Annotated in this window: 22 protein-coding genes and 2 tRNA genes; 10 read left to right on the forward strand and 14 right to left on the reverse strand. The window is 63.7% G+C overall.

All coding sequences use genetic code 11. The features are described 5' to 3' along the window. Window positions 1-84: 84 nt before the first annotated feature. From AYK65_RS04665 to mutY, 3 genes are all read right to left on the reverse strand, one after another. A complete protein-coding gene (locus tag AYK65_RS04665; RefSeq protein ID WP_081157976.1) occupies window positions 85-1,122 on the reverse strand; it encodes a calcium-binding protein in 1,038 nt (345 codons plus the stop codon). A gap of 95 nt (window positions 1,123-1,217) precedes the next feature. After that, on the reverse strand, window positions 1,218-1,904 hold the full coding sequence (locus AYK65_RS04670) for an HAD family hydrolase (RefSeq protein WP_046118433.1): 687 nt from the start codon (window positions 1,902-1,904) through the stop codon (window positions 1,218-1,220). A 59-nt stretch (window positions 1,905-1,963) separates the two neighbouring features. Beyond that, window positions 1,964-3,049, reverse strand: coding sequence for an A/G-specific adenine glycosylase (gene mutY, locus AYK65_RS04675; protein WP_081157977.1), 1,086 nt, complete (start codon window positions 3,047-3,049; stop codon window positions 1,964-1,966). An 89-nt stretch (window positions 3,050-3,138) separates the two neighbouring features. Between mutY and AYK65_RS04680 the strand changes: the two genes are divergently transcribed. From AYK65_RS04680 to ppdK, 4 genes are all read left to right on the forward strand, one after another. Beyond that, the gene (locus AYK65_RS04680) at window positions 3,139-3,642 is read left to right on the forward strand and encodes a DUF721 domain-containing protein (RefSeq protein ID WP_026612873.1); all 504 of its coding nucleotides are present in this window, start codon (window positions 3,139-3,141) and stop codon (window positions 3,640-3,642) included. Window positions 3,643-3,782: 140 nt separating this feature from the next. Next, window positions 3,783-4,595, forward strand: coding sequence for a DsbA family protein (locus AYK65_RS04685; RefSeq protein WP_026612872.1), 813 nt, complete (start codon window positions 3,783-3,785; stop codon window positions 4,593-4,595). Window positions 4,596-4,721: 126 nt separating this feature from the next. Further along, window positions 4,722-8,183: a chromosome segregation SMC family protein gene (locus AYK65_RS04690; RefSeq protein WP_081157978.1), complete on the forward strand. Its 3,462-nt coding sequence runs from the start codon at window positions 4,722-4,724 to the stop codon at window positions 8,181-8,183. A 136-nt stretch (window positions 8,184-8,319) separates the two neighbouring features. Beyond that, entirely contained in the window at window positions 8,320-11,016 is a 2,697-nt protein-coding gene (gene ppdK, locus AYK65_RS04695) for a pyruvate, phosphate dikinase (protein ID WP_026612870.1), read from the forward strand. Between the two features lie 79 nt (window positions 11,017-11,095). On the opposite strand, the gene AYK65_RS04700 is transcribed toward ppdK, so the two are convergent. Both AYK65_RS04700 and AYK65_RS04705 read right to left on the reverse strand, forming a co-directional pair. Beyond that, on the reverse strand, window positions 11,096-11,344 hold the full coding sequence (locus AYK65_RS04700) for a hypothetical protein (RefSeq protein ID WP_026612869.1): 249 nt from the start codon (window positions 11,342-11,344) through the stop codon (window positions 11,096-11,098). A 405-nt stretch (window positions 11,345-11,749) separates the two neighbouring features. Next, window positions 11,750-12,139, reverse strand: coding sequence for a hypothetical protein (locus AYK65_RS04705; RefSeq protein ID WP_026612868.1), 390 nt, complete (start codon window positions 12,137-12,139; stop codon window positions 11,750-11,752). 353 nt (window positions 12,140-12,492) lie between these two features. Between AYK65_RS04705 and AYK65_RS04710 the strand changes: the two genes are divergently transcribed. Next, entirely contained in the window at window positions 12,493-13,401 is a 909-nt protein-coding gene (locus AYK65_RS04710; RefSeq protein WP_046118429.1) for a DUF1499 domain-containing protein, read from the forward strand. 8 nt (window positions 13,402-13,409) lie between these two features. Here AYK65_RS04710 and AYK65_RS04715 read toward each other — a convergent pair whose 3' ends face one another. Then, complete coding sequence (locus AYK65_RS04715) at window positions 13,410-13,871, reverse strand: thiol-disulfide oxidoreductase DCC family protein (RefSeq protein ID WP_026612866.1); 462 nt, start codon at window positions 13,869-13,871, stop codon at window positions 13,410-13,412. Further along, the gene (locus tag AYK65_RS04720; RefSeq protein ID WP_081157979.1) at window positions 13,871-14,791 is read right to left on the reverse strand and encodes an MBL fold metallo-hydrolase; all 921 of its coding nucleotides are present in this window, start codon (window positions 14,789-14,791) and stop codon (window positions 13,871-13,873) included. The genes AYK65_RS04715 and AYK65_RS04720 overlap by 1 nt, the downstream gene beginning before the upstream one ends. Window positions 14,792-15,245: 454 nt before the next feature. Between AYK65_RS04720 and AYK65_RS04730 the strand changes: the two genes are divergently transcribed. Next, window positions 15,246-15,320: transfer RNA gene (locus AYK65_RS04730), tRNA-Gln, on the forward strand. 78 nt (window positions 15,321-15,398) lie between these two features. On the opposite strand, the gene AYK65_RS04735 is transcribed toward AYK65_RS04730, so the two are convergent. After that, window positions 15,399-15,812 (reverse strand): hypothetical protein, encoded by a 414-nt coding sequence (locus tag AYK65_RS04735; protein ID WP_026612864.1) that lies wholly within the window; start codon window positions 15,810-15,812, stop codon window positions 15,399-15,401. 288 nt (window positions 15,813-16,100) lie between these two features. On the opposite strand from AYK65_RS04735, the gene AYK65_RS04740 reads away from it, so the two are divergent. After that, window positions 16,101-16,177: transfer RNA gene (locus AYK65_RS04740), tRNA-Pro, on the forward strand. 273 nt (window positions 16,178-16,450) lie between these two features. After that, on the forward strand, window positions 16,451-16,594 hold the full coding sequence (locus AYK65_RS31470; RefSeq protein ID WP_139015573.1) for a hypothetical protein: 144 nt from the start codon (window positions 16,451-16,453) through the stop codon (window positions 16,592-16,594). Window positions 16,595-16,625: 31 nt separating this feature from the next. Here the strand turns inward: AYK65_RS31470 and AYK65_RS04745 are convergent, their stop codons facing one another. The 4 genes from AYK65_RS04745 to AYK65_RS04760 all read right to left on the reverse strand — a co-directional run bounded on the left by AYK65_RS04745 (window position 16,626) and on the right by AYK65_RS04760 (window position 20,235). Beyond that, window positions 16,626-16,820 (reverse strand): hypothetical protein, encoded by a 195-nt coding sequence (locus AYK65_RS04745; protein ID WP_026612829.1) that lies wholly within the window; start codon window positions 16,818-16,820, stop codon window positions 16,626-16,628. Window positions 16,821-16,983: 163 nt separating this feature from the next. Further along, entirely contained in the window at window positions 16,984-18,480 is a 1,497-nt protein-coding gene (gene cysN, locus AYK65_RS04750) for a sulfate adenylyltransferase subunit CysN (RefSeq protein WP_026612828.1), read from the reverse strand. Next, a complete protein-coding gene (gene cysD, locus AYK65_RS04755; protein ID WP_026612827.1) occupies window positions 18,480-19,433 on the reverse strand; it encodes a sulfate adenylyltransferase subunit CysD in 954 nt (317 codons plus the stop codon). Before cysD ends, cysN begins: the two co-directional genes overlap by 1 nt. A 46-nt stretch (window positions 19,434-19,479) precedes the next feature. Beyond that, window positions 19,480-20,235, reverse strand: coding sequence for a phosphoadenylyl-sulfate reductase (locus AYK65_RS04760; RefSeq protein WP_081157981.1), 756 nt, complete (start codon window positions 20,233-20,235; stop codon window positions 19,480-19,482). A gap of 294 nt (window positions 20,236-20,529) precedes the next feature. Between AYK65_RS04760 and AYK65_RS04765 the strand changes: the two genes are divergently transcribed. Next, window positions 20,530-20,916, forward strand: coding sequence for a DUF6152 family protein (locus AYK65_RS04765; RefSeq protein ID WP_026612825.1), 387 nt, complete (start codon window positions 20,530-20,532; stop codon window positions 20,914-20,916). Then, window positions 20,916-21,395 carry a DUF6644 family protein gene (locus tag AYK65_RS04770; RefSeq protein ID WP_026612824.1) on the forward strand — a complete coding sequence of 160 codons (480 nt, stop codon included), beginning with the start codon at window positions 20,916-20,918 and terminating at the stop codon, window positions 21,393-21,395. Before AYK65_RS04765 ends, AYK65_RS04770 begins: the two co-directional genes overlap by 1 nt. A gap of 2 nt (window positions 21,396-21,397) precedes the next feature. Here AYK65_RS04770 and betA read toward each other — a convergent pair whose 3' ends face one another. Further along, window positions 21,398-23,047, reverse strand: coding sequence for a choline dehydrogenase (gene betA / locus AYK65_RS04775; protein ID WP_026612823.1), 1,650 nt, complete (start codon window positions 23,045-23,047; stop codon window positions 21,398-21,400). Between the two features lie 144 nt (window positions 23,048-23,191). Further along, window positions 23,192-24,655 carry a betaine-aldehyde dehydrogenase gene (gene betB / locus AYK65_RS04780; protein ID WP_026612822.1) on the reverse strand — a complete coding sequence of 488 codons (1,464 nt, stop codon included), beginning with the start codon at window positions 24,653-24,655 and terminating at the stop codon, window positions 23,192-23,194.

Below are 24,655 nucleotides of genomic sequence, written 5' to 3' on the forward strand. Positions count from 1 at the left end.
AAAGTGCTACAGCGCCCTTTGTGCGTCTGAAAAGACGCACGGCGCTGTAGGGTGAGGGGCGATCGCAGACGCGTCGGGCTATGATCAGAGGAAGAAGTCGTCGACCCGAAGGCTCGTCACGCCGTTCACCTTGATCTGGAAATCGGCGTAGCCGTCACCATTGACGTCGCCGGAAACGACCCCGTTGATAACGTTCAACTCACCCGCTTCTCCCGAAAAGCCGCGGTTACCGATGAAGGTGAAGCTCTGATTTCCGCTCCAGGTGGTATCGGCGTCGATCGTCGAAAGGTCGATGACGTCCCATTCGGACCGGTGGAAATCGGTGATCACGTCGCGCCGGCTGCCGACTGCGGTTTCCGCGATCGCATTGAAATCGAAATTGTCCGCGCCGGTACCGCCGGTGAGATAGTCGAACCCGGTGCCGCCGCGCAGGATGTCGGCCCCCGAGCCGCCATGGAGGTTGTCTGCGCCCGAGCCGCCGTCGAGGAAGTCGTCGCCGCTGAGGCCTTCGAGGACGTCGTTGCCGCCGAGACCGCGCAGCACGTTGGCGACGGAACTGCCGGCAATGTCGTCATGGCCGTAGTTCGTGCCGGTCGCGTTCTCGATGCTGATCAGGTCTTCACGGCGGCCGCTTGCCGTGGTCGCGTATTTGTAGCCGAGATCGATGGTGACGCCGCGGCCGCGCTCCGAGCTCCAGTCGTCCTGGAACTGGTAGCTGATCGTGTCGATGCCGGTGCCGCCGTTAAAATAGTTATTGAAGCCGACGGAGAGGAAAGTATCGTTGCCGCTCTCGCCGTAGTAGTCGCTGGCATAGCCTTCGATTTCGAAGCGGTCGTGGCCGCTGCCACCATAAACGACATCGTAGGAGCTAGCATCGCGTGTGCGGATGTCGGCGACATAGAGATCGTTGCCGCCGCCCAGATAGATATCGTTGCCGCCTTCGAAGTAGTTGACGACGAGGTCGTTGCCGTAGCCTGCATCGACGAAGTTGTATCCGCCGTAGCTGTCGGTCCGGTTCAGGTAGATGTCGTCGTCGCCGTCATAGGCGTAGATCTCGACGGCGATATAGCCGTTCTGCTTGAGGATGTCGGCGTAATTCGTACCGTAGATGCGCGTGACCATTGCTGGACCTTTCAGCGAAGCCGTTGAAATCTAACGCCGATCATGAGGCGGCAAAGCTGAATGGCCCGTGAACCGTTTGCGGCGCTTTCGTGAATTCACGAGGGCCGTTCGAAGACCGGCCTCGACTTCGATTCCCCGATCTCCCCGCCGCGGCCGAGACTGCCATAGGGTTGAATGCCGTAGGCCGCTAGATCGAGCTTCAGCTTCTGGGCACCGGTGAAGTGGACCGCATGCCAACCAGCAGCCCGGGCACCCTCGACATTGGCGAAACTGTCGTCGATGAACATCGTTGCTGTCGCTTCGAGGTCGAAGGCCCTCGCATGGGTCCTGTAGATCTCGACATCGGGCTTGATAAGGCCGACATCGCCGGAAACCGTGACGCCGCGCGGCAGTGTCAAGAAGGGGTAAAGCTTTTGCGCCTCGCGGAAGGTGTCGGAGGCGAAATTGGTCAGCATCGTCACGTCCCGGCCATCGGCGATCAAGCTCTCCATAATGCTTACCGTCTCGACATAGGCGTGCGGCACCATCTCATGCCAGTAACGACGGAAAGCGCGGATGTGCTCCTCCCGCTCGGGATAATCGCGGATGAGGAGGGCTTCCGCCTCTTCCCATGACCGGCCGCGATCCTGTTCCACGTTCCACTCCTGGGTGCAGATATTGGCGAAGAACCATTTGCGCTCCTCCTCGTCCGGGATGATCCGGGAATAGGGGAGGTGTGGGTCGTAGTGAATCAGCACCTTGCCGATGTCGAAAACGATGTGGCGGATTTCGATGCCGTTCATTGGCAATTCCTGCGCGATTAACGACTTGCGATTAGAAATTGGACTCGTCCGACTTCGCTTTACTTCGCTTTGAACGCCTGCGGTATAGCTTTTGCGATTGCCTTCTTCATGACGGTCGGAAGCGCCTGCTCCTTGAGCGAGCCGATCGGTTCCCACCAGCCGTTTGCCGCCCCCCGGGCGTGTCCGACACTGGCGCGATAGACGGAAAGGCGCAACTCGAAATGCGTGAACACGTGACTGACCGTGCCGCAGGGCTCCCAGGGAGCGGCGAAAGGCTGCGCCTCGATCGACGTGTCGCCGTCGCGACGCGCAGACCAGTCCGTGCCGGGGACCTCGGTCATGCCGCCGAGGAGACCCTTGTCGGGTCGCTTCTGCAGATAGACGGCTTCGGAGCTGTCGATCGCCACGAAAGCGGCACCGAGGCGCAGCGGCTTTGGCTTCTTGGCAGCCTTGCGCGGAAACGTCTCCGGGTCGGCCGTCACCAGCGCCCGGCAGCTTCCGCGGAAGGGACAGAGCGAGCAGGCCGGACGTCTCGGCGTGCAGATGGTCGCGCCGAGGTCCATCATTGCCTGCGCGAAGTCGCCCGGCCGATCGGCCGGCGTGAGGCCGAGGGCGAGGGCCCGCATCTCGGGCTTGGCGGCCGGCAGTGGCGTCTCGATCGCATAGAGGCGAGAAATCACGCGCTCGACATTGCCGTCGAGAACGGCGCTTCGCCGGTTGAAGGCGATCGCCGCGACGGCCGCTGCCGTGTAGTCGCCTATGCCCGGAAGCAGCTTCAGCCCTTCCTCGCTCTCCGGAAAACGGCCGCCGTGCTCGCGCGCCACCACCTCGGCGCATTTCTTCAGGTTGCGGGCGCGGGCATAATAGCCGAGCCCGGCCCAGGCCTTCATCACGTCCTCGGTCTCGGCGGCGGCGAGATCTTCGATCGTCGGCCAGAGCGAGAGGAATTTTTCGAAATAGGCCTTGACCGCCCGAACGGTGGTTTGCTGAAGCATCACCTCGGACAGCCAGACATGGTAGGGATCGGCGGCTGCACCCTTTTGCGCCATCGGCGGCGAGACTCTCCACGGCAGGTCGCGGTGGTGGCGGTCATACCAGTCGAGGAGGAGGGCGACGTCCATCGCCTGAGGGGTTTCGCGCATCATTTGCCGGGGAGTCCTTTTCCGGCCTATACTTGGCGGAGGCCAGCTCCTGCTGCAAGGCTCTGTGACAATTGCAAACAGAAAGTCGTTCCGTGAGTGAGGGAAAAGCCCGTCGAGGCGTCGTTCAGATCAGCGAAGTCGCCAACGGCCTGATCGATCCGGTGCTGGCGAAGCGCGCCGGCATCAATACGATGCTGCTCGGCTCCTGGGACGAGATCGCTGGCCAGGAGTTCGCCGATTGCACCCGGCCGGAGAAAATCGCCTGGCCGCGCCGCGCATCCGAGATCGGGGCCGAAGGCGGCTACCAGCCGGGGGTGCTGACAATCGCATGCGAGGGCGCGCGGGCGCTCTTCCTCACCCATGCCCAGGGTGAATTGATCCAGCGCATTAACGGCTTCTTCGGCTTCCATGCGATCGGTCAGGTGCGCATTGTCCAGAAGCCGGTATCAGCCCCGCCGAAACGCAAGGGTCGGCCGCGCCCCCTTGCGGGTGAGGCTGCCCGCCGGCTCGAGGCCATGGTGGAGGGCATCGAGAGCGAGGCGTTGAAGACAGCGCTTACGCGGCTCGGCACGGCCGTGCTTTCGTCGCGCCGGTGATGAGCGCGACCGTGGCGCCGCTCGTCGTTTGCAGTCACAATTCTTTGAACTCTGTTGAAACTGCCCCCCTTGTCGCCCTGCGCCGGGCAAGTTATCGAAATCACACCTCAAATTTCCCTCAAAAGAACACGGGTCCTTCCATGTCCGCTTCCGAGAAAAGCCTTCCGAAACGCCTGCTGAGCGGCGTCGCCATTGCGGCGGTCGCCCTTGTGCTTGCAGCCTGCAGTGAAGAAAACAAGGAGGCGGCTTCCAAGGCGCCGGCTGAGACGACGACGGGCGCGGACGCTACGACGACCGCCTCGACAACCGCAGCACCGGCCGCTTCCGGCGAGGCGAAGCCGGCAACTACCGAAGTGGCGCAGGCAACCAGCCCGGCCGCCAAGGTCGAGCTGCCGCAGCCGGAAGGCAGCGTCGATGTAGCCAAACTCATGGAACCGGGAGCGCTTCCGGAAATGGCGGTCGGCGAGGTCAATGCGCCGGTGACGATCGTCGAATACATGTCGATGACCTGCCCGCATTGCGCCAATTTCCACAACAACACCTTCGACGCCATCAAGACCAAATACGTCGACACCGGCAAGGTGCGCTTCATCGTGCGCGAATTCCCCTTCGATCCGCGCGCGGCGGCTGCGTTCATGCTGGCGCGCTGCGCGCCGGAGGGACAGTATTTCCCGATGATCTCGATGCTGTTCAAGCAGCAGGAGCAATGGGCCGCCGCCCAGAACGGCCGCGATGCGCTGCTGCAATTGTCGAAACTCGCCGGTTTTACACAGGAGAGCTTCGAGGCCTGCTTGACGAACCAAAAACTTCTGGATGATGTGAACGCAGTCATGCAGCGCGGCGCCAAGGAGTTCGGAGTGAAATCGACGCCGACCTTCTTCGTCAACGGTGAGCATTATTCGGGGGACATGTCGGTTGACGTTATGTCGGCCCTCATCGACAGCAAGCTCTGATCCTTCGCTTTTCCTGACAACGGGCGACGGCGGCAGCCGCGCGCCCGTTTTTCTTGTTTGCAGGGCAGACCCTGCTGCGAAGGGCAGAGGGGGAAGACGGCTCTTCGCCGCCCCGGCGTGCCCCTCATGAAGTTCAACAAGCTTCGCCTGCTCGGCTTCAAATCTTTCGTCGAACCGACGGAATTCATCATCGAGCGCGGCCTGACCGGGGTCGTCGGTCCGAACGGCTGCGGCAAGTCGAACCTGGTCGAGGCGCTGCGCTGGGTGATGGGCGAGAACTCCTACAAGAACATGCGCGCCTCCGGCATGGACGACGTGATCTTTTCCGGATCGGGCAACCGGCCCGCGCGCAACACGGCAGAGGTCGGCCTCTATCTCGACAATAGCGACCGCACGGCACCCGCCGCCTTCAACGACAGCGACGAGATTCAGGTGACGCGCCGCATCGAGCGCGAGCAGGGCTCGGTCTATCGCATCAACGGCAAGGAGGCACGTGCCAAGGACGTGCAATTGCTGTTCGCCGACGCTTCGACCGGCGCGCGCTCGCCATCGATGGTCGGGCAAGGGCGTATCGGCGAGCTGATCGCCGCGAAGCCCCAGGCGCGTCGCCAATTGCTCGAAGAGGCAGCCGGCATTTCCGGCCTTCATTCGCGCCGGCACGAGGCCGAACTGCGATTGAAGGCGGCGGAGACCAATCTCGAGCGGCTCGACGACGTCACGTCCCAGCTCGAAAGCCAGATCGAGAGCCTGAAGCGCCAGTCGCGCCAGGCGAACCGCTTCAAGATGCTCTCGGCGGAAATCCGCCGGCACGAGGCGATCCTCTTCCATATGCGCTGGGTGCAGGCCAAGGAGGCGGAAGCGGAGGCGACGAGCCAGTTGAACCAGATCACCGCGCTCGTTGCCGAGAAGGCGCAGGCGCAGATGGAGGCAGCCAAGGCTCAAGCGATCGCGAGCCTCAAACTGCCGGAGCTGCGCGAGAACGAGGCGAAGCTCGCAGGGGCGCTGCAGCGCCTGCAGATCGCCCGCGCGCAGCTCGAGGAGGATGCGGGCCGGATCCTGCGGCGCCGCGATGAATTGCAGCGGCGGCTGGCACAGCTCGCCGAGGATATCGCCCGCGAAGAGCGGCTCGTCGCCGACAATGCCGGCATTCTTGCGCGCCTGGAGCAAGAAGAGGCGGAGCTCAAGGACGTGCTCGCCGACGCGGACGCCCGCGCAGCGGAAGCGCGCGAAACGCTGGAGGCCGCCAACGAGAAGCTCACTGCCAGCGAAGCCGATCTCGCTCGTCTGACGGCTGAACGTGCCGAGGCACAAGCGGCGCGCAATCAGATCGAGAGGACGCTGCGCGATCTCTCCGAGCGGCAGGCACGTCTGGCACGGCAGCTTTCCGATCAGGCGCGTGATCTCGACGAGCTCGACCGCCAGATGGCGGTTCTCCCCGATCCCCATGAGAAGGGGCGGCAAGTGGATGCTGCGGAGGCTGCGCTTGAGGAAGCCGAGGCCACAGTCCTCGCTGTCGAGGAGAGTCTTTCGGAAGCGCGCGCCGAGGAAGCTGCCGCCCGCCCGCCGGTCGACCAGGCGCGGGCACGCCTGAACGGCATCGAGACGGAGGCGCGCACGATCCGCCGGATGCTGGAAGCGGCTGGCGCCAGCGCCCATCCGGCGGTCGTGGAGGAGATGAGGGTCGAGCGCGGCTTCGAGACGGCGCTTGGCGCGGCCCTTGGCGACGACCTCGACTCGCCGCTCGAACAGGCGGCGCCCTCGCACTGGCGCATGCCTGGCGACCACGTGGACGATCCAACCTTGCCTGACGGTGTTCTACCGCTGATCGATTGCGTACAGGGACCGGAGGCGCTTAGGCGAACGCTACGCCAGATCGGCATCGTCGAAAGCGAGGGGGAAGCGGAGCGCCTGCTGCCGCTCTTGAAGACCGGCCAACGGTTGGTGACGAAGGAGGGCGCGGTCTGGCGCTGGGACGGCCATGTAACGGGTTCCGAGGCGCCGAGTGCCGCGGCTTTGCGGCTTGCCCAGAAGAACCGCCTGTCGGAGCTCGAGAGCGAAGCGGAAGAGGCGGTTGAAGCCTTGCGCCGCGCCGAGGCGGATCTTGCTGCCGCCGGCCAGCGCATCCGCGCCGAGGACGAGCGGCTCCGGCTTTCGCGTGAAGCCCAGCGCATGATCGCCCGGCAACTCGGTGAGGCGCGCGACGCGCTGGCGGCTGCCGAGCGGGCTTCCGGCGATCTTGCGCGTCGCCGCGCGGTGCTCGCCGAGACGAGGCTCCAACTGGAGGGGCAGGCCGATGACGTGGCCGAACAGATCGAGGCGGCGAAGGAGGCTTTCGCCGATCAGCCCGATCTTTCCGAGCTCGAGCTCAGATTGCGCAGCCAGACGGCGGAAGTCGCGACCGACCGTGCGGCGGTTGCCGAAACGCGCGCCGCCCATGACGGCCTTGCCCGGGAAAACGAAGCGCGGCTGCGCCGGCTTTCGGCGATCGCCGGGGAGCGTGAGACCTGGCGGGCGAGGGCGGCGAGCGCCGAGGAGCACATCGCCACACTCCGCGACCGCGAGGCCGAGGCGCGCGAGGAGGTCGAGGAACTTGTCGATGCGCCCGACGAGTTCGACGACAAGCGCCGCGCCCTGATGAACGAATTGCAGAAGGCGGAAACGTCACGCCGGGAGGCGGCCGATATTCTCGCCGAGGCGGAAAACCGCCAGCGCGAGGCCGATCGCCTCGCTGCGACGGCCCTTTCCGAATTGGCCGAGGCACGTGAAAAGCGCGGCCGGGCCGAAGAGCGGCTTGTCTCGGCGCGTGAGCGGCGCGTCGAGATCGAGGCACGCATCATGGAGGCACTCTCCTGCCCACCCCATGAGGTCGTGCGCCTGACGGGTCTTGGCCCCGACGAGGCGCTGCCTGACATGCGCGCCGTCGAGCGCGAGCTCGAACGGCTGAGGATCGAGCGCGAGCGTCTCGGCGCCGTCAACCTGCGCGCCGACGAGGAACAGAAAGAGCTTTCCGAACGGCTGGCCGCCCTCTTGAAGGAGCGCGACGACGTTATCGAGGCGATCCGCAAGTTGCGGAGCGCCATCCAGAACCTCAATCGCGAGGGCCGCGAGCGGCTGATCGCCGCCTTCGACGTGGTGAATGGGCAGTTCCAGCGGCTCTTCACCCATCTCTTCGGCGGAGGCACGGCGGAACTGCAGCTCATCGAGAGCGACGATCCGCTCGAGGCCGGGCTCGAAATCCTCGCCCGCCCGCCCGGCAAGAAGCCGCAGACGATGACGTTGCTCTCCGGCGGTGAGCAGGCGCTGACGGCAATGGCGCTGATCTTCGCCGTTTTCCTCACCAATCCGGCGCCGATCTGCGTGCTGGACGAAGTGGACGCGCCGCTCGACGACCACAATGTCGAGCGCTACTGCAATCTCATGGACGAGATGGCGGCCTCGACCGAGACACGCTTCATCATCATCACCCACAATCCGATAACCATGGCCCGCATGAACCGCTTGTTCGGCGTCACCATGGCCGAACAGGGCGTCTCGCAGCTCGTCTCCGTCGACCTGCAGACGGCCGAGCGCCTGCGCGAAGCGGTCTGAGCCTGCCGTCCTCGGGCCATTCCAGTCTTCTCTCAAGATTGATGCACTGCAGCAAAAATCTTCGCCAAGTGCATTTTCAGCCCGAAGCATATACTGTAGATCGTCTTGAAAAGCTGTTTCTGGGTGGAGAACAGGCATGACGAAATGGGTTTACACCTTCGGCGGGGGCAAGGCCGAGGGCAGCGCGGAAGACCGCGACAGGCTCGGGGGCAAGGGCGCGAACCTCGCGGAGATGTGCAATCTCGGCCTGCCGGTCCCGCCTGGACTCACGATCGTCACCGATGCCTGCAACAGCTATTTCGACAACGGCCGAACCATGCCGGATGGCCTGCGCGAGCAGGTACGCGAGGGCATCGCCCGCATGGAGGAAATCACCGGCCGCGTCTTCGCCGACACCACCCACCCCCTTCTGCTCTCGGTTCGCTCCGGCGCTCGTGCCTCGATGCCTGGGATGATGGACACGGTCTTGAACCTCGGTCTCAACGACCAGTCGGTGCATGCGCTCGGCCATGATGCCGGTGACGCGCGCTTTGCCTGGGACAGCTACCGGCGCTTCATCCAGATGTATGGCGATGTCGTCATGGGCGTCGATCACGAGGTCTTCGAGGAAATCCTGGAGGACGAGAAGGCGCGCCTCGGCCACGAGCAGGATACGGAGCTTTCCGCCGTCGAATGGCAGCACGTGACCTCGCTTTATAAGGACGCGATCGAAGAAGTGCTCGGCGAGCCGTTTCCGCAGGATCCGGAGATTCAGCTCTGGGGCGCGATCGGCGCCGTCTTTTCCAGCTGGATGAACCCGCGGGCCATCACCTACCGCCACCTTCATGGCATACCGGCGGGCTGGGGCACTGCCGTCAATGTCCAGGCCATGGTCTTCGGCAATCTCGGCAATTCGTCCGCGACCGGCGTCGCCTTCACCCGCAACCCCTCGACCGGCGAGAGGGAGCTCTATGGCGAGTTCCTCGTCAATGCCCAGGGTGAGGACGTCGTCGCCGGCATCCGCACGCCGCAGAACATCACCGAGGCCGCCCGCATCGCTTCCGGTTCGGACAAGCCTTCGCTGGAAAAGCTGATGCCGGAGGCCTTTGCCGAGTTCGAGCAGATTTGCAACACGCTAGAGCGGCATTACCGCGATATGCAGGACCTCGAATTCACGGTCGAGCGCGGCAAGCTCTGGATGCTGCAGACGCGCTCGGGCAAGCGCACCGCCAAGGCCGCGCTGAAGATCGCCGTCGACATGGCGGAGGAAGGCCTGATCTCGAAGGAAGAGGCCGTAGCACGCATCGATCCCGCTTCGCTCGACCAGCTCCTGCACCCGACGATCGATCCACACGCCCGCCGCGACATCATCGGTTCCGGCCTGCCGGCCTCGCCAGGTGCTGCGACCGGCGAGATCGTCTTCACCTCCGAAGAGGCGGTGCATGCTGTCAAGGAGGGCCGCAAGGTCATCCTCGTTCGCGTCGAGACGAGCCCGGAAGATATTCACGGCATGCATGCTGCGGAGGGCATTTTGACGACACGCGGTGGCATGACGAGCCATGCGGCCGTCGTTGCGCGCGGCATGGGTACCCCTTGCGTCTCCGGTGCCGGCAATATCCGCGTTGATCACCGCAACGAGCTGCTGATCGCGCAGAGCGTGACGCTCAAGAAGGGCGACGTGATCACAATCGATGGGTCCTCCGGCCAGGTGTTGAAGGGGGAGATCCCCATGCTCCAGCCGGAGCTTTCCGGTGATTTCGGCAAGATCATGCAATGGGCAGACAAGAGCCGCCGCATGACCGTGCGCACCAATGCCGAGACGCCGGCGGACGCGCGCGCCGCCCGCTCCTTCGGCGCCGAAGGCATTGGCCTCTGCCGCACAGAGCACATGTTCTTCGAGGACGACCGCATCAATGTGATGCGCGAGATGATCCTGGCGGAGGACGAGGAAGGCCGGCGGGAAGCCCTTGCCAAGCTCCTGCCGATGCAGCGCTCGGACTTCGTCGAGCTTTTCGAGATCATGCACGGCCTGCCGGTGACGATCCGCCTCCTCGATCCGCCGCTGCACGAGTTCCTGCCGAAGACCGACGAGGAAATCGCCGACGTCGCACGTGTGCTCTCGCTCGATCCTGCCGAGTTGCGCCAGCGAGTGGAGGCACTTCACGAGTTCAACCCGATGCTCGGACATCGCGGCTGTCGCTTGGCGATCTCCTATCCCGAAATCGTCGAGATGCAGGCGCGCGCCATTTTCGAGGCGGCCGTCGAGGCTGCCCGCGACACCGGGGCCGCAGTCGTCCCCGAGATCATGGTGCCGCTCGTGGGTCTCCGAGCCGAGCTCGACTACGTCAAGGAGCGGATCGAGGCGGTGGCCAAAGACGTCATCGGCGAGGCCGGAGTGAAAATCGACTACCTGATCGGCACGATGATCGAGCTGCCGCGAGCCGCGCTCCGGGCGGACACGATCGCCGAGTCGGCCGATTTCTTCTCCTTCGGCACCAACGACCTGACGCAGACCACCTTCGGCATCTCGCGCGACGACGCCGCTCTGTTTCTCGCAACCTATCAGCAGAAGGGGATCATTGAGCAGGATCCATTCGTCTCGCTCGATTTCGACGGCGTGGGTGAACTGATCCAGATCGCCGCGGAGCGCGGCCGGCGGACCAAGAACGGTCTGAAGCTCGGCATTTGTGGCGAGCATGGCGGCGATCCCGCCTCGATCCGCTTCTGCGAGGAGGCTGGTCTCGACTATGTCTCCTGCTCGCCCTTCCGTGTGCCGATCGCAAGGCTCGCCGCCGCGCAAGCGGCGATCAACGGCGGCGCTGACGCCAGGGCCGAGGCGTTGGCGGCAAGCTGACGGCTGTCGGCATCACCTCTTTCGCTTTGGATTTTAGGTCCTAGCATGCGCTTGCCCCAGCCTACCCGGGCGACGCGCATCAGTACCAATAATAGGGGCCTCGTAGGAAAACGTCGTTGCCGTAGCGGAAGGCGCGCGTTTCCGCGCGACGGTCGAGGTCGATGCGCTGCAAGCAGGTGGCAAACGCGTCCGTGCCTCGGCGGAAGCCATAGGAGGCGCAGGTATTTTCGTCCCGCGCGCGCCGCTCCTGCGGCGTCGTCGTCTGGCACGCCGTAGCAAACAGTCCCGCCGCCGCGACGGCAAGCAGTCTCATGGTTATCTTTGTCATCTTTGCCTCCTACAGCGCCGTGCGTCTCTTCAGACGCACAAAGCACGCCGTAGCACTTTGAATTGCTTCATGCTTTTGTCCTTCAAACGGGCACGATTTAAGGAAACTGCAGTAGTCGGCGTTCCTTGGCGGGAACAGAGACCGGCGGCCCGGTTCGCCCTTTCGGCCATGGGTCGCGTCTCGCTCCAACGCATGTCGGCCAAAAGTGTGCAGCGGTTTTGAGACAACGACGTGCACAAACAAGGGCCGTCGCCCGAATTCGATTGAACGCGACGCGCTGTAGGCGCGCGATGAACTGGCGGGCATCAAGGGACGACGCATGACGTGAAGTCCGTGGGCGTGATTCAATCGGACGATATCATGCGCCTGCGGTGCACGGCCGGTCAATCGCCGCGGGCCCGCCGCTCAGAACCGTTCGAGGACGCCGACGAAGGCCTCGGCAAAGCTCCTGAGGCCGGCGATGCGCTCGCTCGGCTGCTCGACCCGGATGGTGCTACCGTCCTGATCGAGGCAGACGATGAGGATCATCGGCGTCTTGTCGTCGGTCTCGCCATGGCGCAAGGCGGCAATCGTCAGGCAATCTTCGATCAGGCCGGAGGCGGGCAGGGCAAAGAGGAATTCGCCACCGATATCGTCCGCCACCGAGCGGATGAAGGCGGCAAAATCGTCCTTGCCTCCGGAAAAGCGATCGAGAGAGAGCTCCAGCTCCAGAAGCGCCATTGGAAGGGCGGCGTCGCCGGCCGCATGCGAAGGGGCGGGGAGCGCTATGTCCATGCTTGTCTGCACTGTGGCCATGATATCTCTCCGTTGGTTGCCGAGCCTCTTGTCCTTAAGCTGCGGCCAAACTCCCCAAGCGACTTGCGCCTCCGATTGGCTGTCCGGTCGCAAGGTTCGCGGCCGGAATCGTGAACCTGAATAAGTGGTTAACGAGAATGGCGAATTTGCGGCACGCGCAAGAGTGGCATATCTTATTCGATACCACCGGCGCCTTGCCGCCCCCGCGCGGGTCATGGTCCAAAGCACCGCATCCCGACCGCCGTAGCGCTTTGAATTTGCCGCACGATTTCTGACTCTAATCGATTCCGATTCAGGCAATCATGCAGTAAGAAGGCGGTGTGTGCCGAAGCCTCGGGGATTGATTCCGCTAGATGATTGTCCGCTACGAGCGTCCCTATTCCTATGCTGCCCATTGGGCACGCCGCATTGCCCGCATCGCCTTTGCGGTGTTTCTGCTGGCGTTGCTGGCGCATCGTTTCGGTCCCCTGACGACGCCGCATTTTCTGGCGCTGGCCTCATTTGCCGCCGCATGCGCCCTTATCGCTGTCTTGCTTGCAGCCGTGGGGCTCACTCGCCTGTGGCAGGTGGCGGCGATCGGCGGCAAGGCTTCCGTATCGGCGCTCTTTTATGCGGCGCTTCCGCTCGGGTTCTTCGGCTATGGGGCAGCGCAGTATTTCCTGCAGCCGGCGATCTACGACATCAGCACCGACACGGTGACACCGCCGCCTTGGATCAAGGAGCCCGTGGTCGAGGAGAGTTGGATCAGGCGCAACCCTGCCGTGACGCCACAGGACCGCGAGGCCCAGGTCGCCGCCTATCCGGGACTCACCGGCCGGCGCTACGACGGGGCGCTCGACCGCGTATTCCAGGGCGTGCGCAAAGTGGTCGGGGAGACGCGGATTGCCACCACCGCCGAGTTCGGGGTCGAGAACGCGAGGCCCGATCTCGGGGACCTAGCCGTGCGTCCCGGCGCGGGTGTGGATACGAGCACGGAGCCGGATGTCATTCCGGTGCCGGCCACGCGGCCCGCGCCGGGCATCGACGGCGGCATTCCGGGCCGGCGCTCCGGCGACATCGTGCTGCAGGGCGAATGGCGGACGCTCGTCGTCGGCTTCCGCTTCGATGTGCTGATCAGATTGCGCGAAGAGGCGGAAACGACTTTCGTCGACCTGCGCGTCGCCTCGCGTTACGGCCAGCACGACCTCGGTATGGGCGCCGAGTTCGCGGAAGAGTTCCTGCGGGCGCTCGATGCCGAGCTCCTGGGGATCGCCGGCGACTAACCCGCATTTCAGGAGAGGATGAACCGGCCGCGCTCCTCTGACGTCGGCACGTAGCATGTCTGTCTCCGGCCGGCGATGCGATAGCGGTTCTTGGCGACGAGGTCGTAGATCGGATCGCGGAAGTGCCGCGGCATGACGCGCAGGAGAGCGGCGAGCGACCAGGGCAGCCCGAGGCCAGACAGGGTGCGGATCGAGGCGTCCGACTTGAACCATGCAACGCCGTTTTCGATCAGTATATTGCTCTCGAACTCTGTCGTATCGAGGCCGTAGTGAAGATAGAGTGCGAGGCCAAGCGGCGATTGCGCGGCGAGGAAGCGATAACGTCCGTGGCGGTCATGGGCGAGCACAAACTGCACCCAACCGGAGCAGAAGATGCATTCGCCATCGAAGACGATGAGCGGGTGATCGTCGGCAAAGGGTGGCACGGCCGGGTCGTCGAGATAGCTGTAAGCGGAACGAGACGCGCTCATCAGGCGCCCCCGCCGGCGAGGCGATATTCGCCGAAGAGCGACGGCGGGCCGTCGGTCTCGACGCGGCCCTGCTCGATCAGATCCTCGATATGAGCGAGCAGCGAAAGTGCGGCCGCCCCGTGTAACCGCGGATCGGTCGAGGCATAGATCACCTTCACCATGTCCGGGATTTTCCGGTCTCCGGCACGCAGACGCTCCAGCACGGCGCGCTCGCGCATCTTGCGATGTGCCTTCAGCGCCCGCACGAAGGCGCCGGGCTCCCTGACGGGACCACCATGACCGGGAAGATAGAGCCGGTCGTCGCGGAGAAGCAGCTTGTCGAGAGACGCCATGTAATCCGCCATGGCGCCGTCCGGCGGCGCGACGATGCTCGTCGCCCAGGCCATCACATGATCGGCGGAAAAGAGAACGCCGCTGCCGTCTAGCGCGAAGGCGATGTGGTTGGCCGTGTGCCCCGGTGTCGCCACCGCCGTCAGGCTCCAGCCGTCACCCTCGACCCGCGCGCCGTCGGCGAGCGCGATATCGGGCACGAACTCCATATCCGAGCTTTCGGCGAAGGGATTGGTCTCGCCCTCGTGCAAGGGACGCGCCGCCCGGTGCGGGCCCTCGGCAACGATGATGGCCCCGGTTTCCGCCTTCAGCCGGCGGGCGAGGGGCGAGTGGTCGCGATGCGTGTGGCTGACGGCGATATGCGTCACCTCGCGTCCGTCGAGCGCCGCCATCAACGCATGGAAATGCGCCTCGTCCTCCGGCCCCGGATCGATGACGGCGACCGAGCGGCGGCCGACGATGTAGGTATTGGTGCCGTGGAAGGTGAAGGGGCCGGGATTGTTGACGGTGATGCGCTGCACACCGTCCGCAACGGTCACCGCCTCGCCGTGGGCAGGCTTGAAATCGAGGTTGAATTCCGGTCCCTGCATGCGTCTACGCCTCGCATTCACTATATATGGAGGACATCGTTTTGCCCCTCACCCTAGCCCTCTCCCCGCTTGCGGGGATAGGGGACTTGGACGGCGCGGCACATCCCTTCTCCCCGCGCGCGGGGAGAAGGTGGCGGCAGCCGGATGAGGGGCGGAGTCGATCTCGGTGGAGGACGTCGGAACGACGGGTGGGCGGTCACGGAACTTACTCATCGAGATCTCCATTTGCGGGCGACAATAGGCCAAAGGGCGACGTGAGGAAACGGCCTCAATCGCCGGTTTCGTCGCGATCTGCGCTTGGCGCCGAACCGGGCGGCAGCGTGCGCAAAGGCGCTAGCCAAGGCAGACACGTCACAAAATCTGCGTGCAAAGCGAAGTTAAGCATTGTGAGCGTGCGCGAGCTTTGCTAATCAGGCGCTCGATTTGGCGAGGTGACTTCTCGCCGGCTTCAAGTTGGGGCGTAGCCAAGCGGTAAGGCAGCGGTTTTTGGTACCGCCATTCCCTGGTTCGAATCCAGGCGCCCCAGCCACCTCACTCAGTATCTTCTAAGAAGAGAAGCCCGCCGACTTTCGTCAGCGGGCCGGAAAATTTCACGTGGCGTAAGCGGTCACTCCGCCTTTGCCCCACCCAAAAACTCTTCGCACCAGCTCGGGCCGTTCGCGCGCTTGCGGTCTCCGACGAGGCGGATCGAGCGGATGACGTAGTCGGAGGAGACGGTGAGCTGGACGGAGCAGCTTAAGTATTCCGTGCGGGCCGGCGAAATGCGCTTGCCGCGTTTGCCGTCGGCGGTCTTCTCGTATTCGGCCGGGATCCTGCGGGTCTTGTAGCCGCCCTTCCAGCTATAGACCGTGTCGCTGCCGGTTTCGACGTCGGAAATGGGCGGGCCGAACTGGGCGAAGAAGGTGCCGGCGGGCTGGCCGAGCCAGCGGCTCTCGACCGCGTTTCTTGCCACTCCGGTCGTCGTCGTGCAGCCGGCAAGCGCCAGCACGAGGCCGGCCGCCGTCATCATGCGGAAATTCATGTCTCTGTCCCTTTGGTCTGTCCTGAAATCAGCGGCGCGGAAGGCCGGTGTCCCCCGGTTTTCCTTGCAATCCGCCGAGGCTCTAGCGCCAAAACCGGCGAAAGAAAATCGGCTGAAAGCCTTCCGAATCAGGAAAATCCGAAGCGTTGCAGAAACGCCCTATGTCGACGGGCGACGAAGGAGCAGGCGAGGTTTTCAACCGCTCGAATTTTTGGAGAGCACCATGCTTTTTTTGAGGAGGGCGCTTGTGAAATCGAAAATGCTGTTCTATAGAGGCGCCGCTGGTCACGGAGTGTAGCGCAGTCTGGTAGCGCACCACGTTCGGGACGTGGGGGTCGCGTGTTCGAATCACGCCACTCCGACCAGCCAAATCAATCGCTTAGATGGTTATGCTTTCAGCTTGGTCTTTAGCCGGATCACGCGCGACGCTTCCAGGCGCTCCAACATCACCTTCGAAAATCCAGGACCTCGCGCGGAATGCGCAGCTTGCCGGAAAAGATCCGGTCAGCCGAGCTCACTGACGATCAATCCGGTTTATTGTTCACCGGGAAATAGTCCGTTCCCAAAACGCCGTCTTATCCGGGTGAACGATTGGCGCGAATATTCCTTCAACGAACATATCCTCTCGTGAGGCAGCGATGTCGAAGGAACCGATTTTCACCCTGCGCGAAATCCTCATCTGGTCCGCCATTCTGGGCAGCGTCGTCGGCTATCAGCTTTGGAACCATGCCGATCCGCCGCCGCTGACGCTCGACCTCACCGCCATAGAGCGGCACGCCTGATCGCTTGCGGCCGGCGAAGACCTGCGGCGATTTACTCGTCCTCCGGGAGCCCGTTGCGTCTTGCGGCGCGCAGCAGGTCCAGTTCGGGCGCGGCAGGGCCGAACTCGTCTTCGAGCCGGTAGGCTTCATCCTCGTCGAGGCGACATTTCCTGCCGAAAGCCTCAATCGTGATTATGCGGCCATGAGGCGCCTCGTCTGGTGTCTCATGTCTGCTGTTGCCGAGCATCGCCGCTCCTCCTGTTTTCGTGGCAGAAAAGGCTAGAGCGACGCAGTCGGTTTGGAAGCTGTGCCGACGCGTGCGGCTGGAAATTTTATGGGCACCAAAAATCGGTGCGATGCCAAAAGAAAGGGGCCTCGCGGGCCCCTTCCGTAAATCAGCTATTTACCTGTTACTGGTCGATCGTGTCGATGATCTCGACCGCTTTGCCGGCCGTGACGCGGCGGACCTCCACGTCTTCGCGGCGGTTTGCGAAGAGTTCCGTTGCCATCAGCTGATCGGCGAGATCGGCCGGCAGCGACAGGATTACGCGGCTCTCCTCGGTGTGGATGCCGCCGAGTGCGGCGCGCTTGGCGGTGATCATGCCGCCGGCAACGGTGTTGTTGGTGTCCGGATCGATCAGGATGAAGGCGCCGGTCGTGCGGTTCTGCTCGTAGGTGTCGAAGATCGCCTGTTCGTCGAAGGCGAGGTGCACCTTGCCGATAGCGTTCATCGGCAGCTCGTCCGCATGGTTCCACTTGCCGGTCTTGAGCTCGAGCTGACTTACCGGCTGCACCTGCACGCGCTGGCGGCGGCTGCCGGACTTCAACCAGTAGCGCTTGCCCGGCTGGATACCTTCCGGCTGCAGCGCGACAAGCTGCGCGTCGAAGGCAAGGCCGATCATCGGCTGGCTGTCGATCGTCGCGATCACGTCGCCGCGGGAGACGTCCACCTGCCGGTCGAGCACGAGCGTGATCGCGTCGCCGGCGACCGCCGCATTGCGCACGAGGTCGAAGGTGACGATCTTCGTCACGTTCGCCACCATGCCGGAGGGCAGGATGACGACGGAATCGCCGGGTTTCACAGAGCCGCCGGCAACCGTGCCCTGATAGCCGCGGAAGCTTTCGCCGGGGCGCGATACGCGCTGCACCGGCAGACGGAAGCCGACGGTCTGGGCCGAGCGGGTCGTCGCGAGCTCCAGGACTTCGATCAGAGTCGGGCCCTCATACCAGGGCATGGAGGCGCGGCCGTCATAGACGACGTTCTCGCCCTTGAGCGCCGAGACGGGGATCGCGGTCACCTGGCGCACGCCGAGCGACAGCGCCAGTTCCTTGAACTCGTGCGAAATCTGCTCGAAGCGGGCGCGGTCGTAGTTCGTAAGGTCGATCTTGTTGACCGCGAGCACGAACTGGCGGATCCCCATCAGCGTCGCGATCGTCGCGTGGCGACGGGTCTGCTCGAGCAGTCCGACACGCGCATCGACGAGCAGCACGGCGAGGTCTGCGGTCGAGGCGCCGGTCGCCATGTTACGCGTATATTGCTCGTGGCCGGGCGTGTCGGCGACGATGAAGGAGCGCTTGTCGGTCGAGAAATAGCGATAGGCGACATCGATGGTGATGCCCTGTTCGCGCTCGGCCTGCAGACCGTCGAGAAGCAGCGCGAAGTCGGGCAGGCCGAGATCGTTCTGCTTGCCGTTGGAATCGCGCTGGAGACTTGCCGCCTGGTCTTCCTTGACTGCCTTGGTGTCCCAGAGCAGCCGGCCGATCAGCGTCGACTTGCCATCATCGACGCTGCCGCAGGTGATGAGGCGAAGGGGACGGGTGTCGCGCACGACCCGCGCCGTCTCCTGCACCGGGAGGGCAACGGCGGTTTCGTCCAAGGCTGCGTTCGCGAGTGCCGGTGCAGTCATCAGAAATATCCTTCGCGTTTCTTCTTTTCCATCGAGCCGGCCTGGTCGCGGTCGATGGCGCGGCCTTGGCGTTCGGAGACGGTCGCGGTTTCAAGTTCGGAAATGATGTCGTCGAGCGTGGTTGCGCTGGAGCGGATAGCGCCGGTCAGCGGGAAGCAACCGAGCGTGCGGAAACGGATCACTTCCTCGCGCTTGGCCTCGCCCGTAAGCAGCTCGAGACGCGGGTCTTCGGCAAGGATCATCATGCCGTCGCGTTCGACGATCGGGCGCTTCTTGGCGAAATAGAGCGGTACGATCGGGATCTCTTCCGCCTGGATGTAGCGCCAGATGTCGACCTCGGTCCAGTTGGAGAGCGGGAACGCACGCACGCTCTCGCCCTTGCGGATCATGCCGTTATAGATGTTCCAGAGCTCCGGTCGCTGGTTGCGCGGGTCCCAGCGGTGATCCGGCGTGCGGAACGAGTAGATGCGTTCCTTGGCGCGGCTCGCCTCCTCGTCGCGGCGCGCGCCGCCGAAAGCAGCGTCATACTGTCCGGCGTCGAGCGCCTGGCGCAGTGCCTCGGTCTTCATGATGTCGGTATAAAGCGCCGAGCCATGCGTGAAAGGGGTGATGTTCTCGGCCGCACCGCGCGGATTGGTGTGGACGACGAGGTCGAGGTCGTATTTCTCGACCATCTCGTCGCGGAAGGCGATCATCTCGCGGAACTTCCAACCGGTGTCGACATGGAGCAGCGGGAAGGGTACGCGGCCGGGATAGAAGGCCTTGCGTGCCAAGTGCAGGAGCACCGACGAATCCTTGCCGATCGAATAAAGCATCACCGGCCGCTCGAATTCCGCCGCGACCTCACGGAAGATGTGGATCGCTTCGTTTTCGAGCGCCTTCAGATGCGGGTCGAGCGGCGGCTTCGTGCTCTGCGGGTTATGCAGTTCCGTTTCCGGATGAGTATGGGGCATTGCAAACTCCGGGAGGATATTTTCTGGTCGACGCCGCGCTTGGCCGTCAGGCGGCATTGCTGGCGTTCGGGATGACGGAGGAGGCCGCTTCAGCGACGTGCAGACCGCACTCACGCTTCTCGTCGTTCTCCCACCACCAGCGGCCGGCGCGCTCGGGCTCGCCGGGCTTGATGGCGCGCGTGCAGGGCTCGCAGCCGATCGACGGATAACCGCGGCCGTGCAGGGGATTGACGGGAATGGCTTCTGCCGCGACATGGGCACGGATCTTCTCGATATCCCAGTCCGCCAGCGGATTGATCTTGATCAAGCCACGCTCGGCGTCAGCTTCCGCAAAGGGGGTGGCGGCACGGTTGCCCGACTGGCCGCGGCGGAGACCCGTGATCCAGTAGCTTGCCCCTTCGAGCGCGCGAGCAAGCGGCTTCAGCTTGCGCACGCCGCAGCAGGCATGCCTTGCCTCGACACTTTCATAGAAGCCATTCATCCCGTATTGCGCGACATAGGCTTCGATATCGGCTTTTTCGGGATAATAGCGCTTGATCAAGATGCCGTAGGTCTCCTCGGTCTTGTCGATGAGCGCGACCGTCTCGTTGAACAGGCGGCCGGTCTTCAGCGTCGAGACCTCGATGTCTAGGCGGTTGGTGCCGATCCCGGCGGTGATCACCTGATCCTCGATGCCGAGCGATGTCGTGAAAACCGCGCGGCCTTTGAGCCCGGCGACGAGCGCCAGCCGGCCGGCAAGATCCAGGCCTTCAAGCTTCTCGTTGAGAGCCTTCGCTTTGGCTTCGAGGGATGGCGTAGTCATGGCTCAATCCTGTTGCAATTTGCACGGAATATCGCAGCCGTTTGTGACAAAGGACAGAAAAACGGATTTCTATTGCCTCAGGATCAGAGCAAATATCTCTCTGATCCATAAAGTTCTAAGAAAACCTAGTAAAATAGTAGATTATTCTGGTCGCCGTTGCGAGGCGAGCATCGCATGGCTGCACGGTCCGATCAGCGACGCCTGTGCCGTTCAAGAATTGTTGAATACCCTGTCTTTCCACTCCGCGCGCTCCAGTTTTCAGGCTGATTCTGGATCACATGAGAGGAGACAAAGATGGCGAGATTCCTGCCACGTCGCATATTCCTCGGCGGTGCTGTCGGCCTGCTTCTCGTCACGGGCGCTTACGCGCATCACGGCTGGTCCTGGGCGGAAGAGGAGCAGATGGAGCTCTCCGGGACGATCCGCCGGATTTCGATGGCGCCGCCGCATCCGACCCTTCAGGTCGAGACGAAAACCGACGGTATCTGGCGCGTCGAGCTCGGCAATCCACGGTTGACCGAACGTTCAGGCTTCGTCGAAGGCGTCGCAAAGGTCGGTGACCCGATCGTCGCGCTCGGCAATCGCTCGCTCGATCGCAATGAGAAAAGGATGAAAGCCGTGCGGATCACCGTCGCCGGAAAGGTCTATGATATCTATCCGGAACGAATACGGACGAATTGATGGATGGCTTGCTGGAGTGGATCGGAGCCCTGCCGTTCGCCGTCGCGATACGGCGTTCGGCGACCCTCTACATCTTCGCAAATGCCGCCCACATCTTGTCGATCGGGATCATCGTCGGCTCGATCCTGCCGCTTGACCTGCGGCTGATCGGGTTTTTCCGCAGCGTCCCGGTCGGGGTGGTCGGACCGTATCTTTCGCGCGCAGCAGCAACCGGCGTTGCGCTGGCCATACTCACCGGCTTCTGCCTCTTCAGCGTCCGGCCGGTTGAATATGCCGGCAATCCCGCCTTCCTGACAAAGATCACGCTGCTCACCCTTGGCGTTCTCAACGCGGCTTTGTTGCACATGACACCGCAATGGCGGGCCGCCGTCAAAGGCGGACCGCTCTCCCTGAGGGTCCGCCTTTCGGCGCTGCTTTCCATGATGATCTGGATCGGAGCGGTGCTAGCCGGCCGCTGGATCGGTTTCCTTCTGGAGTAATCTTACCGGTCGCTCACCGCCCAGCGCGGATTGATCCAGGGCTCCTGGTTCGAGCGGGCGAGCGGCTGCTTGCCAAGGATGTGGTCGGCGGCCTTTTCGCCCGTCATGATCGACGGCGCGTTGAGATTGCCGTAGGTGATGTGCGGGAAGATCGAGGAGTCGACGACACGCAAGGCGTCGACGCCGATCACCCGCGTCTCCGGATCGACCACCGCCATCGGATCGTCCTTCGATCCCATCTTGCAGGTGCCGCAGGGGTGATAGGCGCTTTCCAGGTGCTCGCGCAGGAAGGCGTCGATCTCCTCGTCGGTCTGGACCTTCTCGCCCGGCTGGATTTCCGGGCCGCGATAGAGGTCGAAGGCTTTCTGGCCGAAGATCTCCCGCGTAAGCCGCACGCAATGGCGGAATTTCTCCCAGTCCTCCGGATGGCTCATATAGTTGAAGCGGATCACCGGATCGGCTTTCGGCTCGGAGGAGCGAAGCGCGACGTTGCCGCGCGACTTCGACAGATTGTAGCCGACATGCACCTGGAAGCCGTGCGTGTTCGCCGCCGCCTTGCCGTCATAGCTGATCGCCACCGGCAGGAAGTGGTATTGGATGTCCGGCTGCTTGACGCCCGGGGCCGAGCGCAGGAAGGCGCAGGACTCGAACTGATTGGAAATGCCGAGGCCCTTCTTGAAGAGGAGCCACTGCGCGCCGGCAACCCCCTGCCAGAACCATGGCAGCCAGGAATAGAGCGAGACCGGCTTCGTGCTCACCTGCTGGAAATAGAACTCCATGTGGTCCTGGAGGTTCTGCCCGACGCCCGGACGGTCTACCTTCACCTCGATGCCCACGTCCTTCAGATGCGCTGCCGGACCGACGCCCGAGAGCATCAGGAGCTTCGGCGAATTGAAGGAGGAGGCGGAGACGATGACCTCGCGATTGGCCTTCACCACCTCGATGCGTCCGCCGCGCTCGATCTCGACTCCCGTCGCCCGGCCGTTCTCGATCACGACCTTGCGGGCGAGGCAGCGGATGAGTTCCACATTCGGGCGCTTGAGCGCCGGCTTCAGATAGGCGGAGGCGGCCGACCAGCGGCGACCCTTCCAGGTCGTCTGCTCCATGAGGCCGAAGCCCTCCTGCTTCGAGCCGTTATAGTCCTCGGTGACTTCGAACCCGGCCTGCTTGCCTGCTTCGACAAAGGCGTGGAAGAGCGGGTTCTTGACCGGGCCGCGCTGGACGTGCAGCGGGCCGTCGGTGCCGCGCCAGCCGTCTTCGCCGCCATGCGAGTGCTCCATCCGCTTGAAATAGGGCAGCACGTCGGCATAGGCCCAGCCCTTGGCGCCGAGCTCCTCCCAGCGGTTGAAATCCTCCGAATGTCCGCGGACATAGACCATGCCGTTGATCGACGAGGACCCGCCGATAACCTTGCCGCGCGGCGCGGTGATGCGCCGGTTGTTGAGGTTCGGCTCGGGCTCGGAGAGATAGCCCCAATTGTAGCGGTTCATGCTCATCGGCCAGGCGAGGGCTGCCGGCATTTGGATGAAGGGGCCGACATCCGAGCCGCCGAACTCCAAGACGATGACCGAATGCTTGCCGTCTTCCGACAGGCGATAGGCGAGCGCCGAGCCTGCCGAGCCGGAACCGATGATGACGAAATCTGCCTGCATGCGATTGTCTTTCTTCTAGGTCCATGCCCCTCATCCCGGCTGCCGCCACCTTCTCCCTGTTTACGGGGAGAAGGGAGATGCCGCGCCGCCCGAATCGCCTCTCCCCGCGTGCGGGGAGAGGGCTAGGGTGAGGGGCAAATGCTGTCAGTACGGCGCCTCTACCTTCCCCATGCCGACATAGACGGTCTTGAGCTCGGTGTAGTGATTGAGCGCCGCGACCGAATTCTCCCGCCCGAGGCCAGATTGCTTGGAGCCGCCGAAGGGGATTTCTACGGGGCAGAGGTTATAGGTATTGATCCAGAGCGTGCCTGCCTCGAGCTGGTCGACGACCCGGTGGGCGCGGGCGAGGTCGGCGGTAAAGACGCCGGCGGAAAGGCCGAATTCGGTCGCGTTCGCCCGCGCGACGACCTCCGCCTCGTCGTCGAAGTCGAGCACGCACATGACCGGCCCGAAGATTTCCTCGCGCGCGATCGTCATCTCGTCGGTGACGTCGGCGAAGACGGTCGGCTGGATATAGGTGCCTTCGCCGCTCACATGGTTCGGAATGCCGCCGCCGGTGATCAGTCGCGCGCCTTCCGCCTTGCCCTTTTCGATATAGGAGAAGACCTTGTCGCGCTGCGCCTGGGATACCATAGGCCCGAGCTGCGTCGCCTCGTCCATCGGGTCGCCGATGACGATCGCTTCGGTGCGCTCCTTGAGCCGTGCCAGGAAGGGTTCCTTGATCGTCCGCTGCACGAAGACGCGCGTGCCGTTCGAGCAGACCTGACCGGTCGAATAGAAATTGCCGAGCATGGCGCCGCCGATGGCGCTTTCGAGGTCGGCATCGTCGAAGACGATCAGCGGCGACTTGCCGCCGAGTTCCATGGTGACGTGCTTGAGTTCGGCCGCGGCAGCACCCGCCACTTTCCTGCCCGTCGGCACCGAGCCGGTCAGCGACACCTTGGCGACGTCGGGATGATTGACGAGAAGGGGGCCTGTCGTCCGGTCACCCTGGATGACGTTGTAGAGGCCCTTGGGCAGGCCCGCTTCCACCAGGATCTCGGCGATCTTCAGCGCGCCGAGCGGCGTGTTTTCCGATGGCTTGAACACCATGGCATTGCCGGCGACCAGCGCCGGCGCGCCCTTCCAGCAGGCGATCTGCTGCGGGTAGTTCCAGGCGCCGATGCCGACGCAGACGCCGAGCGGCACCCGCTTCGTATAGGCGAAGTCGCCACCAAGCGGGATATAGTCGCCATTGAGGGCTGCAGCCGCAATACCGCCGAAGAACTCGAAGCTGTCGGCGCCCGAGGTCGGGTCGGCAACGATCGTTTCCTGGATAGGTTTGCCGGTGTCGAGCGTCTCGAGTTCCGAGAGTTCGCGATTGCGCTCGCGCATGATTTCGGCTGCGCGCTTTAGGATTCGGCCGCGCGCCGTCGGGCTCATCGCTGCCCATTCCGGCTGCGCACGCTTGGCCGCGGCGATCGCCTTCTCGACGATCGCCGGCGTCGCGGCATGGAGGCGCGCGATCACCTCACCGGTCGCCGGATAGATGCTCTCGATCACCGTGCCGGCGGCGTCTTCGACATATTCGCCGTCGATAAAGTGCGAGGCTTTCGGTTGGGCTCTCAT

Origin of the sequence: Ensifer aridi, from assembly GCF_002078505.1 — a bacterium.
Taxonomy (GTDB): Bacteria; Pseudomonadota; Alphaproteobacteria; order Rhizobiales; family Rhizobiaceae; genus Sinorhizobium; species Sinorhizobium aridi.

Excerpts from the sequence above, each read along its gene's own strand:
- AYK65_RS04765 (WP_026612825.1), top strand. The coding sequence starts at position 20,530 with ATGGCGAGATTCCTGCCACGTCGCATATTCCTCGGCGGTGCTGTCGGC.
- betB (WP_026612822.1), bottom strand. The coding sequence starts at position 24,655 with ATGAGAGCCCAACCGAAAGCCTCGCACTTTATCGACGGCGAATATGTC.
- AYK65_RS04770 (WP_026612824.1), top strand. The coding sequence starts at position 20,916 with ATGGATGGCTTGCTGGAGTGGATCGGAGCCCTGCCGTTCGCCGTCGCG.
- AYK65_RS04685 (WP_026612872.1), top strand. The coding sequence starts at position 3,783 with ATGTCCGCTTCCGAGAAAAGCCTTCCGAAACGCCTGCTGAGCGGCGTC.
- AYK65_RS04715 (WP_026612866.1), bottom strand. The coding sequence starts at position 13,871 with ATGAGCGCGTCTCGTTCCGCTTACAGCTATCTCGACGACCCGGCCGTG.
- AYK65_RS04710 (WP_046118429.1), top strand. The coding sequence starts at position 12,493 with ATGATTGTCCGCTACGAGCGTCCCTATTCCTATGCTGCCCATTGGGCA.
- mutY (WP_081157977.1), bottom strand. The coding sequence starts at position 3,049 with ATGATGCGCGAAACCCCTCAGGCGATGGACGTCGCCCTCCTCCTCGAC.
- AYK65_RS31470 (WP_139015573.1), top strand. The coding sequence starts at position 16,451 with ATGTCGAAGGAACCGATTTTCACCCTGCGCGAAATCCTCATCTGGTCC.
- AYK65_RS04665 (WP_081157976.1), bottom strand. The coding sequence starts at position 1,122 with ATGGTCACGCGCATCTACGGTACGAATTACGCCGACATCCTCAAGCAG.
- AYK65_RS04700 (WP_026612869.1), bottom strand. The coding sequence starts at position 11,344 with ATGACAAAGATAACCATGAGACTGCTTGCCGTCGCGGCGGCGGGACTG.
- AYK65_RS04760 (WP_081157981.1), bottom strand. The coding sequence starts at position 20,235 with ATGACTACGCCATCCCTCGAAGCCAAAGCGAAGGCTCTCAACGAGAAG.
- cysD (WP_026612827.1), bottom strand. The coding sequence starts at position 19,433 with ATGCCCCATACTCATCCGGAAACGGAACTGCATAACCCGCAGAGCACG.
- AYK65_RS04720 (WP_081157979.1), bottom strand. The coding sequence starts at position 14,791 with ATGCAGGGACCGGAATTCAACCTCGATTTCAAGCCTGCCCACGGCGAG.
- AYK65_RS04690 (WP_081157978.1), top strand. The coding sequence starts at position 4,722 with ATGAAGTTCAACAAGCTTCGCCTGCTCGGCTTCAAATCTTTCGTCGAA.
- AYK65_RS04705 (WP_026612868.1), bottom strand. The coding sequence starts at position 12,139 with ATGGCCACAGTGCAGACAAGCATGGACATAGCGCTCCCCGCCCCTTCG.
- AYK65_RS04735 (WP_026612864.1), bottom strand. The coding sequence starts at position 15,812 with ATGAATTTCCGCATGATGACGGCGGCCGGCCTCGTGCTGGCGCTTGCC.
- ppdK (WP_026612870.1), top strand. The coding sequence starts at position 8,320 with ATGACGAAATGGGTTTACACCTTCGGCGGGGGCAAGGCCGAGGGCAGC.
- AYK65_RS04745 (WP_026612829.1), bottom strand. The coding sequence starts at position 16,820 with ATGCTCGGCAACAGCAGACATGAGACACCAGACGAGGCGCCTCATGGC.
- AYK65_RS04670 (WP_046118433.1), bottom strand. The coding sequence starts at position 1,904 with ATGAACGGCATCGAAATCCGCCACATCGTTTTCGACATCGGCAAGGTG.
- betA (WP_026612823.1), bottom strand. The coding sequence starts at position 23,047 with ATGCAGGCAGATTTCGTCATCATCGGTTCCGGCTCGGCAGGCTCGGCG.
- cysN (WP_026612828.1), bottom strand. The coding sequence starts at position 18,480 with ATGACTGCACCGGCACTCGCGAACGCAGCCTTGGACGAAACCGCCGTT.